Annotated in this window: 18 protein-coding genes; 5 read left to right on the top strand and 13 right to left on the bottom strand. The window is 71.2% G+C overall.

Features of this window, described 5'->3' with window-relative positions; genetic code table 11:
* Nucleotides 1–286: 286 nt before the first annotated feature.
* The gene (locus ACFQQL_RS01630; RefSeq protein ID WP_382393749.1) at nucleotides 287–589 is read left to right on the top strand and encodes a DUF1540 domain-containing protein; all 303 of its coding nucleotides are present in this window, start codon (nucleotides 287–289) and stop codon (nucleotides 587–589) included.
* A gap of 16 nt (nucleotides 590–605) precedes the next feature.
* Here ACFQQL_RS01630 and ACFQQL_RS01625 read toward each other — a convergent pair whose 3' ends face one another.
* The 4 genes from ACFQQL_RS01625 to ACFQQL_RS01610 form a co-directional block, all read right to left on the bottom strand.
* Complete coding sequence (locus tag ACFQQL_RS01625; RefSeq protein WP_382390591.1) at nucleotides 606–1,142, bottom strand: dihydrofolate reductase family protein; 537 nt, start codon at nucleotides 1,140–1,142, stop codon at nucleotides 606–608.
* A 95-nt stretch (nucleotides 1,143–1,237) separates the two neighbouring features.
* A complete protein-coding gene (locus ACFQQL_RS01620) occupies nucleotides 1,238–2,152 on the bottom strand; it encodes a cation diffusion facilitator family transporter (protein ID WP_382390589.1) in 915 nt (304 codons plus the stop codon).
* 49 nt (nucleotides 2,153–2,201) lie between these two features.
* Nucleotides 2,202–2,756: an NUDIX domain-containing protein gene (locus ACFQQL_RS01615; RefSeq protein WP_382390587.1), complete on the bottom strand. Its 555-nt coding sequence runs from the start codon at nucleotides 2,754–2,756 to the stop codon at nucleotides 2,202–2,204.
* Nucleotides 2,757–2,760: 4 nt separating this feature from the next.
* Nucleotides 2,761–3,801: an FAD-dependent monooxygenase gene (locus ACFQQL_RS01610; protein ID WP_382390585.1), complete on the bottom strand. Its 1,041-nt coding sequence runs from the start codon at nucleotides 3,799–3,801 to the stop codon at nucleotides 2,761–2,763.
* 41 nt (nucleotides 3,802–3,842) lie between these two features.
* Here ACFQQL_RS01610 and ACFQQL_RS01605 point away from each other — a divergent pair, with 41 nt between their 5' ends.
* A complete protein-coding gene (locus ACFQQL_RS01605) occupies nucleotides 3,843–4,445 on the top strand; it encodes a TetR/AcrR family transcriptional regulator (RefSeq protein ID WP_382390583.1) in 603 nt (200 codons plus the stop codon).
* Here the strand turns inward: ACFQQL_RS01605 and ACFQQL_RS01600 are convergent.
* Nucleotides 4,378–4,743 (bottom strand): hypothetical protein, encoded by a 366-nt coding sequence (locus tag ACFQQL_RS01600; protein ID WP_382390581.1) that lies wholly within the window; start codon nucleotides 4,741–4,743, stop codon nucleotides 4,378–4,380. The two genes, ACFQQL_RS01605 and ACFQQL_RS01600, sit on opposite strands and share 68 nt — an antisense overlap.
* A gap of 135 nt (nucleotides 4,744–4,878) precedes the next feature.
* Between ACFQQL_RS01600 and ACFQQL_RS01595 the strand changes: the two genes are divergently transcribed.
* Entirely contained in the window at nucleotides 4,879–5,457 is a 579-nt protein-coding gene (locus tag ACFQQL_RS01595) for a helix-turn-helix transcriptional regulator (RefSeq protein ID WP_382390579.1), read from the top strand.
* An 8-nt stretch (nucleotides 5,458–5,465) separates the two neighbouring features.
* Here the strand turns inward: ACFQQL_RS01595 and ACFQQL_RS01590 are convergent, their stop codons facing one another.
* The 4 genes from ACFQQL_RS01590 to ACFQQL_RS01575 all read right to left on the bottom strand — a co-directional run bounded on the left by ACFQQL_RS01590 (nucleotide 5,466) and on the right by ACFQQL_RS01575 (nucleotide 8,036).
* Entirely contained in the window at nucleotides 5,466–5,663 is a 198-nt protein-coding gene (locus ACFQQL_RS01590) for a hypothetical protein (RefSeq protein ID WP_382390577.1), read from the bottom strand.
* Between the two features lie 76 nt (nucleotides 5,664–5,739).
* The gene (locus ACFQQL_RS01585; RefSeq protein WP_382390575.1) at nucleotides 5,740–6,960 is read right to left on the bottom strand and encodes an RNA polymerase sigma factor; all 1,221 of its coding nucleotides are present in this window, start codon (nucleotides 6,958–6,960) and stop codon (nucleotides 5,740–5,742) included.
* Nucleotides 6,961–6,978: 18 nt separating this feature from the next.
* Entirely contained in the window at nucleotides 6,979–7,350 is a 372-nt protein-coding gene (locus ACFQQL_RS01580; protein ID WP_382390573.1) for a YciI family protein, read from the bottom strand.
* Between the two features lie 29 nt (nucleotides 7,351–7,379).
* Nucleotides 7,380–8,036, bottom strand: a complete 657-nt coding sequence (locus ACFQQL_RS01575; RefSeq protein WP_382390571.1) for a DUF998 domain-containing protein — start codon at nucleotides 8,034–8,036, stop codon at nucleotides 7,380–7,382.
* A gap of 184 nt (nucleotides 8,037–8,220) precedes the next feature.
* Here ACFQQL_RS01575 and ACFQQL_RS01570 point away from each other — a divergent pair, with 184 nt between their 5' ends.
* Nucleotides 8,221–8,718 carry a hypothetical protein gene (locus tag ACFQQL_RS01570; RefSeq protein ID WP_382390569.1) on the top strand — a complete coding sequence of 166 codons (498 nt, stop codon included), beginning with the start codon at nucleotides 8,221–8,223 and terminating at the stop codon, nucleotides 8,716–8,718.
* A gap of 67 nt (nucleotides 8,719–8,785) precedes the next feature.
* On the opposite strand, the gene ACFQQL_RS01565 is transcribed toward ACFQQL_RS01570, so the two are convergent.
* Nucleotides 8,786–10,150 (bottom strand): FAD-binding oxidoreductase, encoded by a 1,365-nt coding sequence (locus ACFQQL_RS01565; protein WP_382390567.1) that lies wholly within the window; start codon nucleotides 10,148–10,150, stop codon nucleotides 8,786–8,788.
* A 105-nt stretch (nucleotides 10,151–10,255) separates the two neighbouring features.
* On the opposite strand from ACFQQL_RS01565, the gene ACFQQL_RS01560 reads away from it, so the two are divergent.
* Nucleotides 10,256–10,711: a MarR family winged helix-turn-helix transcriptional regulator gene (locus ACFQQL_RS01560; RefSeq protein WP_382390565.1), complete on the top strand. Its 456-nt coding sequence runs from the start codon at nucleotides 10,256–10,258 to the stop codon at nucleotides 10,709–10,711.
* Nucleotides 10,712–10,790: 79 nt separating this feature from the next.
* Here ACFQQL_RS01560 and ACFQQL_RS01555 read toward each other — a convergent pair whose 3' ends face one another.
* From ACFQQL_RS01555 to ACFQQL_RS01545, 3 genes are all read right to left on the bottom strand, one after another.
* Nucleotides 10,791–11,300 (bottom strand): SRPBCC family protein, encoded by a 510-nt coding sequence (locus ACFQQL_RS01555; protein WP_382390563.1) that lies wholly within the window; start codon nucleotides 11,298–11,300, stop codon nucleotides 10,791–10,793.
* Nucleotide 11,301: 1 nt separating this feature from the next.
* On the bottom strand, nucleotides 11,302–11,634 hold the full coding sequence (locus ACFQQL_RS01550) for an ArsR/SmtB family transcription factor (RefSeq protein ID WP_382390561.1): 333 nt from the start codon (nucleotides 11,632–11,634) through the stop codon (nucleotides 11,302–11,304).
* A 227-nt stretch (nucleotides 11,635–11,861) separates the two neighbouring features.
* Nucleotides 11,862–12,227 carry a hypothetical protein gene (locus ACFQQL_RS01545; RefSeq protein WP_382390559.1) on the bottom strand — a complete coding sequence of 122 codons (366 nt, stop codon included), beginning with the start codon at nucleotides 12,225–12,227 and terminating at the stop codon, nucleotides 11,862–11,864.
* Nucleotides 12,228–12,243 lie beyond the last annotated feature (16 nt).

The following is a 12,243-nucleotide window of genomic DNA, read 5'->3' as shown; positions in this document are numbered from 1 at the left end:
CGAACGGGAGCCGATCGAAGAGGATCCGCATCTCGGTGATCCGACGTGCCGACGCGCGCGAACGTTCAGCCGACATTCGGCTGCTATCTGCACGACGGCGCGGCGGCCCCAGGTGCCGTGAGCCGAAATTCGACACTCCATCATTTCGAAAACAAGTGCCTCACGTAATGCGTGAGAATCGCCGCCCACAAATCCATAAGAATGCCTGGCGAAATGAGTTCAATGGTTCTACGATCGAATCCTCGGGCGGAACCACCGCCCGAAGAACGAGGAACGGGAGGGCATGATGACCACGCTCGCCGACCTTCCTGCCGTCACCGAGTGCTCGGTGGTCGGCTGCTCCTACAACGACCACTCCGAGTGCCACGCCGCCGCCGTGACCATCGGTGGTTCCGAGGACGCCACCTGCGAGACCTTCATCCCGCTCAACGTCAAGGGCGGACTCGACAAGGTCGTCTCGCACGTCGGCGCCTGCCAGCGCCAGGACTGCGTGCACAACGAGAACCTCGAGTGCACCGCGCCGTCCGTGCGCGTCGGTGCCGGCAAGGACCAGGCCGACTGCCTGACGTACCAGCCGCGATCGGCCTGAGGACGCCGGGTCCTCCTCAGCGCACCACGTCCCAGACCTGCATCTGGACGCCGTTGGCGTAGGTCTCGTGCTCGGCGAGGGCGAGTTTCGCCGGGGCGCCGTCCTCGGCGGCGAAGAGGCGCTTGCCGCCGCCCAGCAGGATCGGGAACACCAGCAGGTGGTACCGGTCGACGAGGCCCGCGGCGAGCAGGCCCTGCGCGAGGGTTGCCGAGGCGTGCACGAGGATCGTGCCGTCGTCGTCAGACTCCTTGAGCTCCCGGACCTCCTCGAGCGAGCGCAGCACCGAGGTGTTGTGCCACTCCGGGTCCTCCAGGCTCGAGGAGACGACGTACTTGGGCATGGCGTTGTACTCCGCGAACTCCTCCATCGACGGCCACACCGGCGCGAACTCGTCGTAGGAGACCCGCCCCAGGAGCAGGCAGCCGGCCTCCTGCTGCTCGCGCTCCTTGAGGGAGAACATCTCCGGCAGCGGCTTGACCTCGGTGTAGGTCCACTCGGGGTTCTCGATGATGCCGTCGAGGGTGATGAACTCGCTGACGATGAGGTTGCGCATCCCTGTCTCCCAGTCGTTGTCGTCCTCAGGCCGTGTCCCGCGACCTCTCGCTCCCTCGTCGAACGAGCCACGCGGTCTTCGACACGGCATCCGGCTCAGGCATGGGTGGGGTGCTCGTGGCGTTGGTGCCTGACCGGCTCGATCTGGAACGTCGAGTGCTCGACGGCGACCTCGAAGTGCGTGGCGACGCACTCCTGGAGCTCGTCGAGGATCCGGGCGGCGTGCCCGTCGCGGAAGCAGTCGTCGTCGACGACCACGTGGGCCGTGATGACCGGTAGACCCGTGGCGATCAGTGAGGCGTGCAGGTCGTGCACGTCCCGCACGTGCGGCACCTCGAGCAGGTGGGCGCGTACGTCGTCGAGGTTCAGTCCTGGCGGAGCCGTCTCGAGCAGCACGGACGTGGCCTGACGCAGCAGGCGAATGGCTCGCGGCAGGATCAGCGCCCCGATGACCAGGGCGGCGACCGCGTCGGCGCGCTGCCACCCCGTCGTCGCGATGACGACGGCGGCGATGACCACGGCGACGGAGCCGAGTGCATCGTTGAGCACCTCGAGGAAGGCGGCCCGGAGGTTGAGGTTCGCGTCCCGCCGTCGTGCGAGGACGGCCATCGCCACGACGTTGCCGGCGAGCCCCACGACGCCGAAGACCACCATGAGGCTGGACGGCACCTCGGGTGGCTCCCACAGCCGGCGCACGGCCTCGAGAAGGACGTACGCGCCGACGACGAGCAGGAGCGTCGACTGGGCGAGCGCGGCGAGGACCTCGGCGCGGCGGTAGCCCCACGTGCGGCGCGTGGTCGGTGGCCGGCGGGTCAGCGACGCGGCGACGAGCGCCATGAGCAGTCCCGCGGAGTCCGTCAGCACGTGCGCCGTGTCCACCAGCAGCGCCAGGCTGCCAGTGATCCACGCCCCGACCGCCTGGGCGAGCACGACCACCACGCTGACGCCGAAGGCGATCGCCAGCGGCGTGCGGTGGTCGGGTGCTCCGGGTGGCCCGTGGTCGTGCGTCATCACGAGTCATCCTCGCCGCGCGGACCCGACCGGTCCAGAGATCCGGGTGTCAGGCCAGCCGGCCGAGGGCGATGGCGGCGTGCAGCAGGGCCGCCATGGTCTCGCCGTCGTGGATCTCACCGCTGCGGACGAGGTCGATCACCTCGGCCCACGGGACCGCGCGTACCTCGGTGATGCCCTCCTCCGCCGTCGTGGTCGCGTGCCGGCCTGACGGATCGGGCGAGAGGCCGCGCGCGAGGAAGATGGTGCCCGGGGCGTCGCTCACGCCGTTGAGCGAGTAGGTCGGCCCGAGCTCCTGCCACACCTCGGCGACGTGCCCCGTCTCCTCCACCAGCTCTCGGCGCGCGGCGACGATCGGCTCCTCGCCGTCCGTGCCGCCGGCCGGGACCTCCAGCGACTCGCGCCCGATCGGGTAGCGGTGCTGACGGATCAGGAGCACCTCGCCGGCGTCAGTCACCGGCACGACGAAGACCGCCGGGTTGTTCAGCCGCACGACGCCGTAGCGGCCCGGCGAGCCGTCGGGGCGGATCACCTCGTCCTCCCGGACGGTCAGCCACGGGTTCTCGTAGACGACGCGACTCGCGCCGGTCTGCCAAGAGGCCATGCGGTCATCCAACCAGGTCTGCGGCTCCTGGCGGTCGTGGTGTCGGCAGTGCGGAGACGAGCGCGTTGCGCACCCGTTCGCGGCGTGCCGTCGCGACGCGCAGGGCCGCGGTCGAGGCGACGCGGACCGCCTGCGGCGGGAGCAGCCGGCTCCGTTCGTAGCGCCGGAGCGCGGCACGGCGCGGAAGGGTCCGCAACGCCTCGCCCAGCACGTAGGCATCGAGGAGCGACTCGCACGCGCCGCGCCCGAGGCTCGGGGACATGGCGTGCGCCGCGTCGCCGACGAGCACAGTTCGGTCACGGAGGAGGCGACCCGGCCATCGTGAGGCCCACAGGTCGTTCACGAGGGTCTGCTCCGGGATCGCGGCCGCGAGCACCTGCTGCGGCACGTCCGCGAAGGAGGCGAGACGACGGCGGAGGTGCTCCAGCGCCTCGGCCGCACCCGAGAAGCGCCGGCGCGGGACGGTCGCGAACCAGTTGGTGCCACCGGTCGCGCGCGGCGTCATGCCGAACATGACGCCCGAACCCCAGTACTCGCCGAGCGACGTGTGGGTCGTCGGCTCGTCGATCACCCCGCGGACCGCCGTCACGCCGAGGGTGCGTGGTGCCGCCGCGCGGCCCCACCACTCGCGCCGGACCACGCTGTGCACACCGTCGGCGCCGACGACGAGGTCGCCGCCGAGCTGGTCCGGGCCCTCGACGCGCCCGTGGTGCACGGTGACGTGCTCGGGCAGCCGTCGGCGGAGCAGGTCGATGAGGTCCGGCCGGGAGATCAGCCACACGTCCTGACCACCGACCGCGGCGAGGACGCGGCCGGTGCGGTCATGGACGCGAGCATCCTCGAGGTGTGTGGCCCGCGCGTGGACGGCCTCAGCCAGGCCGAGCCGCTCGACCACCCGCATGGCTGCGGGCCACATCCCGAAGACCGTCGGCACGGCGCGGCCCTGCCAGGCGGCCTCGTGCAGGTGGACGTCCCAGGTGCGGGGCAGCATCCCGGCCACCGTGAGCCCCGCGACGCCGGCGCCGACCACGTGGATCTCCGTCATGTCGCCAGCGTACAACAGATGTTGTCTGCCAGTCTGGCGGAATGACGTCCCGCCGCCAGACCGTCCTCGACGCCGCCGTCCGGGTGCTCGGGCGCGAGGGTCCCCGCGGCCTGACCCACCGGGCGACGGACCGCGAGGCGGGCCTGCCGGCCGGCAGCACGGCGAACCTCTTCGGCCGTCGCGCCCAGCTCCTTGCCGGCATCGTCGAGCGCATGCTGGAGCTCGACCGCGAGCTCTGGGAACGGTCATGGGCCGGTGGGGAGCCGGCCGACGTCCAGGCGCTCGCCGGCACCCTGGCGCGTTTCGTGCGCGCCGCCGTCGAGCCCTGGACCGCCGAGGTGGTCCGGGCGCGCTACCACCTCCAGCTGGTCGTGCCGGACACGACCCTCGCCGGGCACCGGCTGCTCACCGCGGAGCTGCGGGAGCGCATGGCGGCGGTGGGTGCCGACCCCGGGAACGCGGAGATGATTCTGTCCGCCCTCGACGGGCTGCTGCTACGGGCGGTCACCTACGGCGGAGACCTCCTGCCCGCGGAGGACCGGATCGCGGCCTGGCTGGCCTCATCGATGCGACCGGTCAGCCGCCCACGGCGACGTAGCCCGCCCACGCCGCGTACCCCAGGTTCGCCAACACCCGTCCCGTGACGCCGAGCGGTGAGCCGAACCGGGTGGTCGCGGTGCGCGCGTGCCGGGCGTCATCCGCGTGCACGCCGGCGTAGGCGACGAACAGGACGGCCGCGAGCAGTCCGGCCGTGGCGCGCGTGGAGGCGACGAGCAGCCCGACACCGAGGACCAGCTCGGCCAGGCCCGAGAGATAGACCGTGGCGCGCTTGGCCGGCCACCACTCCGGGACCAGCGACTGCACCCGCGCCGGCGCGACACCGTGGACCACGCCGGCGACGAGGAGGAAGATGGCCAGGACGACGGAGGCGATCTCATGCATGTGAGCACGGTGCGCCACGGCCCGGCCCCGCGTCTTGAACAGGATGAGCGCCCGGACCTCCGCCGTGCGCCTGGCGGCCGCACCGTCTTCACCGAGCACGCTTCGCACCGGGTGCGGGTACATCGCATGCCGGCGGTGAAGGTCGTCGTCGGTCGTGACGCGCCGGTTGAGGTCGCGTCACCGAGTGGCATCCATGCGGGCTGGTCGCTCCTGGTACCGCCAGGCCTGCCGAACTCCGCCACCGCCCACGGGGCCTACAGCGCCCTCTTCGTGGACCCGGGGCAGGCCGCACTCGAGCGGACCGACCGCGTGCTCGACCTGGGTCGGCGACGAGGCGAATGGCTGCTCGAGGAGCTCGACGCCGAGGCGGGTGGCCACCACCGGGCGGCCCGGATCCCCGCCGGCCTGGCCGACGTCCTCGGCCCCGACCAGCATCCGGTCGGTGCCGCCCTTCGCCGGATGACCAGCACGACGACGATCGGGGACCTCGCGGCACGGCTCGGCGTGAGCCCGCAGCACGTCCGCCGCATGCTCCGCGAGCACGCAGGCACCACGTTCGGCGCGATCATGCGGTGGCACCGGCTACGCGAAGCGATCGCGCTGCTGCCGCGGTCTCCGATCGCCCGCGCGGGCGCCGAGTCCGGGTTCGCGGACCAGGCGCACCTGACGCGGACCAGCACGGCGATGCTCGGTCGGACGCCCGGCACCTTCTGAGCGTCCGGTCAGTCCTTGCGGCCCACCGTCCAGTACGCGGCAACGCCGAGGAGGTTGGTGCCCGCCCAGATCTGCCACAGCAGGCGTGGGCCTCGGATCTGCCGGTCACGACGGCGGGAGATGTCCCGGAGGGTCAATGGACCGGCGACGAGCTGTGCGAGCACAGCCCCGACAGCGAGGCCGGTCTTCTTCGGCGAACGTGCCATGCTCCCGACTGTGGCACGGGGTGGCGCGGCCCGCAGCTCGGGCGGTGCGTCGGCCGGCTTGGATCTCGCCGCCCGGTCACAGCCGGGAGGCCCGCCGCATCAGGTAGGCCCGCTCCACCGCGTTCCCGGTCAGGTCGGCGGCGGTGCGATAGCTCTGCGCGGCGCCGCGGGTGTCGCCCACCATCTCCAGGAGGTGAGCCCGCACCGCGTGCGTGCGCTGCTTCGTCAACGGGTCCTTGGTCAGGCGGTGCCGTTGGTCCAGCTCGTCGAGGACGGGCAGTGCGTCGACGGCGCCGTACGCGTGCGCGACGGCGACCACACGGCCCAGCCGGACAAGCCCGGTGGGAGTCTGCTGCTCCAGGACCAGGTAGAGGGCCGCGATCTGGGCCCAGTCGGTCTCCTCGGGCGTCCTGGCCTGCGCGTGCACCGACGCGATGGCCGCCTGGACCTGGTACGGACCCGGTTCGGACCGGCCCCAGACGCTGTCGATCAGCGCCGTCCCCTCGGCGATCCGACCCCGGTCCCAAACTGAGCGGTCCTGCTCGGACAGCGGGACCAGCTGCTGGTCGGCACCCGTCCGGGCGTCCCGCCGCGAATCGGTCAGCAGCGCGAGGGCGAGCAGTCCGGTGGACTCCGGGTCCGGGGACGAACGGTGCAGGAGCCGGGTCAGTCTGATGGCCTCGTCGGCGAGGTCGAGCCGGCCGAGGGTCTCGCCGGCGCTCGCGGTGTAGCCCTCGTTGTAGATGAGGTACAGCACCGCGCGGACCGCGGACAGCCGTTCGGTGCGCTCGTCGTCGTCCGGCGGCGTGAAGCGGGCACCCGCGCGCTGCAGGGTCTGCTTGGCCCGCGAGATCCGGGTGCCCATGGTCGTCTCGGTGACGCCGTAGGCGTGGGCGATCTCCGCAGTCGTGAGACCTCCGACGGCACGGAGGGTGAGCGCGACGCGCGAGACCTCGCTGAGCGCGGGGTGGCAGCACAGCATCAGCAGCGTGAGGCTGTCGTCGGACTGGGCTGCCGGCGTGGCCGGCCGGAGGACCTCGGCGACGCCGACCTCGATCTCGCGGCGGTGCCGCGCCTGCTCCGAGCGCAGCAGGTCCACCATCCTCCGGTAGCCGACGCGGATCAGCCAGGTCCTGGGGTTGTCCGGCACGCCGTCCTCCGGCCACTGCCGGCTGGCCGCAAGAAGCGCTTCCTGCACGGCGTCCTCGGCCACGTCGAACCGGCCGAACCGGCGCACGAGCGCCCCGAGGACCTGCGGCGCCTCGCGACGCAGCAGGTCCTCGAGGTGGACGTCCACCGGTGCGGTGCTCGGGGTTCAGCCGGCGAAGTTCTCGCCCATGATCGGGCGGATCTCCATCGGCTCGCCGAGCACCTCCACCATCCGGCTGACGATCTCGACGGCGCGGTCCTGGCTCGCGACGTCGATGACGGCAAAGCTCGCGAGGACCTCCTTGAGCTCCGCGTACGGCCCGTCGGTGGCGACCACGCCGCCCTCCGACTTCCGCACCGTGACGCTCACCGCAGGATGGCCGAGTCCCTCGCTGGTCACGAACTCCCCGGACGCCTCGAGCTCCTCCTGGAACTTCTGGTAGGCCGCGAAGGCCTCGAGGGCGTCGGGTGTGGGCTCATCGGCCGTCTCTGCGTCCCAGTCACTGGCCGGCGTATAGCTGAGCAGCAAGTACTTCATCGTCTTCTCCTTCGTGCCGCCGGAACCGGTCACGCGGTGCGACGGCGCAGCACAAGGGCATTCGCCGTGATCCACGAGAAGGCTACGAGGCTGGTCAATGCCAGCTGGACGTAGGCGAACTGCGGTGCGGTGGGAAGCAGCAGCGCCACGGCGACCAGGCCATGGAGTGCTGCGGCAACGAACGCACGGCTCCGGACGGCACGGACCGCCGCGGCGATGCACGCGACGGCCAGGCCGAGGTACGCCACGACGGCGGCGGTCAGGTGGATGGCGGCGTGCCACGAGACGTCTGCGACCGAGCCTTCTGGAGCGCCTGCGGGGAAGCCGTTCTGCGGGTCCACAGGGAAGACCCCGGCCACGACGTAGCCGACGCCGAGAACGCCTACGCCGAAGGTGATGACGCGGCGCCCGAACCCGGTGAGCCTGCGGCGCATGCCGGTTGCCAGGGCCAGGAAGGCCAACCCGGTGAGCGCGAAGGTGGCTATCTGGACCCATCCGAGCGAGCCCGTGGCGAGCTGGCTCACTGGGTGGCGGGTCAGGTCGAAACCCTCCCGGGCCACCATCTGCGTCACGGTGGAGACGGCGAAGAACGGGCCGGCGATGGCGCCGGCGAGGAGCCGGCGGTCGGTACGGGGCGCCGCGGTGAGGGCCGCGGTGCCGATGCGGTTCATGGTGGTGCTGGACATGATCTCCTCCTCGGTAGGTGGTGCCGCTACCTCGGAGCCGCGCGGCAGTTCTCGACATCTGCCGTCGGGAGCCCCGCGAGAATTCCTCGGACCTTTCCTTGTGCCGTCATGTCGAGATCGGTCGGACGGCTTCGAGATCTCTGTGTGCGGCCGATCGGCCCACCCACACAGAGAGGACAGATCGATGAGCGAGCAGACCCAGAACCAGCAGGAGCCCACCGACGTCGCACCCGAGGTGGAGGAGGCCTACCCTGCCGCCCCCGAGCCGAGCGAGGCCCTGCGGGCGCTCGACCGGCTCGTCGGGACTTGGGAGGTCACCGGCGGCGCCCCTGGCTCCGTCACGTACGAATGGATGGAGGGTGGCTACTTTCTGATCCAGCGCGTCGAGCTCGAGCAGTTCGGCCAGCCCATCACCGGCTTCGAGGTGATCGGGAACCTGCGCCCCTTCGGCGAGGCCCCCAGCGAGCACGTGCACTCGCGGTTCTACGACTCGCAGGGCAACACCCTCGACTACGTCTACGAGATCGACGGGGACACGCTGTGGATCTGGGCCCTGGAGAAGGGGCATCCCGCCCACTTCAAGGGGACCTTCGACGCGGACGGCGACGTCGTCGACGGCGAGTGGGTCTACCCGGGTGGGGGTGGCTACCCGTCCACCATGACCAGGGTCGGCGGGGAGTGACCCGCGGGTCCCCGACCCGATGGTGCGGGAGGATCTGGTCGCCAGGTCCTCCCGCTCACCGGTGCGGTCAGGCGGGGTGGACGTTGTGCACGGCGCGGAAGACGTTCTCCGGGTCGTAGGTCCGCTTGACCTCGCGCAGGCGCTCCAGCGTCTCGCCCGGGTAGGCGGCCTCCACGTCCGACGCCGCGGCGCCGGTCATGAAGTTCACGTACCCGGCCGTACCGGTCGTCAGCCTGCGCGCGGCGCTCGCCGTCCATTCCTGTGCGGCCGGGGCGAGGGTGGGGTCGAAGAACATTGCGCCGACCGATGCCATGATGCCGCGGTCGCGGTGCGCGAAGGCCGTCGCGTCGGTCGATACCCGGGCGATCGCACCGCCCATGACGCGCAGGTTCACCACGGCCATCGGGGTGGGTGCCGTGGCCACCACGTCGATGGCGGCTGCCGCCCACTCCTCGTCGACGGCGTCGACGAACCCTGTGCGCACATCCGGGAAGACGGGCTGGTCGCTTCCCGGTGGCCCCTCGAGCAGGGCCGGGTAGGGCTGCTCGCCGACGGTGTCGACCACCGGCTCGCCGAGGGCGCGGATCGGCGCGAACGCGCGCTCCGCGTCCTCCGCCGGTCCGGACCAGCATGGCAGCACCAGCAGGCCGGGCCGCCCGTGCATCTCGGCCGGCAGGAACGGCATCGGCGGGGTCCGCATGACGTTGACCATGGCGGAGAGCTCGTCGGGCGCCGCCAGGAGCGCGGTGAGCAGGCCCGCCACGAGGGCGGGCGTGGGGTCGAAGACCAACATCCCGCCCGTCACCATGGTGGTCGGGGTCAGCCGCAGCCCGAGCTTGGTGACGACGCCGAAGTTCCCGCCACCGCCCCGTAGGGCCCAGAAGAGGTCGGGATGCTGGTCGGCGTCCGCGGTCACCACGGAGCCGTCCGCGAGCACCACCTCGGCCGAGAGGAGGTTGTCGATCGTCAGGCCGTCGCGGCGGCTGAGGAAGCCGATTCCGCCGCCGAGGGTGAGCCCGGCGACGCCGACGGTGGGGGTGTCGCCGAAGCCGGTCGCGAGCCCGTGCGCGAAGGCGGCGTCGGTGTAGGCGCGGGCCAGCACGCCGCCCTGCGCCCACCCGAGCCGGCGTTCGGCGTCGATCTCCACCCCGTCCATGCGTCGGGTGTCGATCACCACGGCGCCCGCGAGGGCGGGATGTCGGGCGTAGCTGTGGCCGCCGGTGCGGACCGCGACCGGCGCGCCGGACTCCCGCGCCGCTCGCAGTGCGGCGGCGACGTCGTCCGGCCCGGTGACCTGCGCGACGGCGGAGGGAACCCGCCGATCGTCGTCCAGGCCGGCGAACTCGAGCCGCGTCGCCGTCGTGAAGCTGTCGGTCCCCGGGCGGAGCAACCGCTCACCGAGGAGGGTGTCCAGGTGATCGAGGGTCGTCATCGCGCTGCACCTCCGCTGTCGTGGCGAGACACCGGGAACGATAGACACCTAAGGCTTCGATGTCGAAGGTTTTATGGTCGAACGATTGTCGTACGCTCGGAGCCCATGAGGCACCGAGGTCCCAAGCCCGTCGCCGTGGCGCTGTGGCAGACCATGCAGCAGGTGACGCGCGAGTTCGACGAGCTGCTCCTCGCGCACGGCGGAAGCCGCCAGATCTGGCACATCCTGCTGGCCATCCAGGAGGGTCCGTACGCGACGCAGCGTGAGCTCGCGGCGGCTGTGGGCATCCGCGAGGCGACACTGACCCACCACCTGCGGGTCATGGAGGAGCGTGGCCTCGTCGCACGGCACCGTTCCCCGCAGAACCGGCGGGTGCAGGAGATCGAGATCACCCCGGACGGTCTCGCCCTCTTCGGTGAGCTGCGGGACAAGGCGATGGGCTTCGACCGCAGGCTGCGGCGCGCGCTCGGCTCGAGCGAGGATGTGGAGACCTTCCGGGGCGCGCTGAGCAGGATCTCGGCCGCCCTGGACGACGGCCGGCCGATCGCTCCGCTCGGGTAGTGCGGCCACCGCTCCAGCGTCTCACCGGGCCGGGGTCCGGCACCTCCGAATTGCCGCCCGGATTCCCGGGCGGCCCGGATCACCGGGGCGCTTCCGCCAGCTCGACGGCGATCTGCTCGATCGTGTCGTACTGGCCCTGCGCACCGGCCTCCATGCCGGACTCGAGGACCGCGTCGCGGGAGGCCTTGTCGGGGAGCTGGTCGAGGAGCTGGAGCGTGGTGCGGCCGCCGGACTCGGTGAACGTGTAGGTGGTCACCGACGCGTTGCTCTCGTCCGGCTCGGAATCGCCCTCGAAGACCTCGGTGCACACGAATCTCTCGTCGGGGACGATCTCGCGGTAGACGCCGTGGAAGGCGACTTCGAAGCCCGCACCGGCCTCGAGCACGTACCGCCACCTGCCGCCGACGCGGAAGTCCATCTCGACGCTGGTGACGGTGCCCTGGCCGCCGGCCCACCAGCGCCAGACGTACTCGGGCTCGGTGAAGACGCGGTAGACCAGGTGGCGCGGCGCGTTGAACTCGCGCGTGATGAGGATCTCGGTGTCGCTGGGTGTCGTGATGACGGCGGTGCCCGTGGTCGTCGTGCGCATGTCAATCGTTCTCCTTGAGCTCGTCGAGAATGTCGTCGATCGCCTCGAACCGCTCGGTCCAGAGGCGCTCGTACCGGCTGACCCAGCGGTGGATCTCGCGCAGCGGCTTGCCGTTCGTCCGGTACAGCCGGTGCCGGCCGTCGTCGCGGACGTCCACCAGTCCTACCTCGCGCAGGACCCGCAGGTGCTTGGAGACCTGCGGCTGGCTCAGGTCGAGCAGCTCGACGAGATCGCCGACCGGTCGTTCGCGATCGATGAGCGCGTCGAGGATCTCGCGACGGCGCGGCTCGGCGACCGCGTTGAACGCGTCCGTCGTCGTCGCTGCGCGTGCCATGGAAGCAATGTATACCCATATCGGTATACGTCAAGGTCCATCGTGTCGCCCGAGAAACCTGGATCGGCGTCGGTGGCACATCACCTAACCGCCCGCTAGCCAGATGCTCCGGATGGAGGGTTGCGGACTCGCACCGGCCGGCGAATTCGGGCCTTATGCCATCAGCGCCGGGGCCGCGTGGCGCCGATCGGCACACTGAGCCTCGCTCGTCGCCCGAATCCCCTGTCTCAGGACGAGGTTCGCTCGCTGAGGCGATCGGCTAGAAACACCTCGGTTGCAGCTGGGCATCTCTCACGAATCGGGTCGAGCAGGCGTGACTCGAGGCCGCCGCCCAGGCTCACGACGTCACCGACGGCAAATTGCGAGTCCGGCCCGAGTGTCACGGCATCGCTATCGCCACTGTGCCAGTCGGACTGCCACGGGAAGACCACCGAGACGAAGCCTCCGTATTCGGGTGACTGGACTCCGAGGCAGTCATCCTCCCCAACCACCAACTCCCCGGAGAGTGCAGAGTCGGCTCCCCCAGCGGCTTCGTCCGCCAAGGCGAAGAGAACGGCACCTTCGGAGCTTTCCTTGTCGATGACGGTTGGCACACCGTCGTCCGCGCTG

It is taken from the genome of Georgenia alba (assembly GCF_042665525.1).
Taxonomy (GTDB): domain Bacteria; phylum Actinomycetota; class Actinomycetes; order Actinomycetales; family Actinomycetaceae; genus Allobogoriella; species Allobogoriella alba.
The sequence above is the reverse complement of the archived record's forward strand: the minus strand, read 5'-3'. Positions and strand labels throughout refer to the sequence as shown.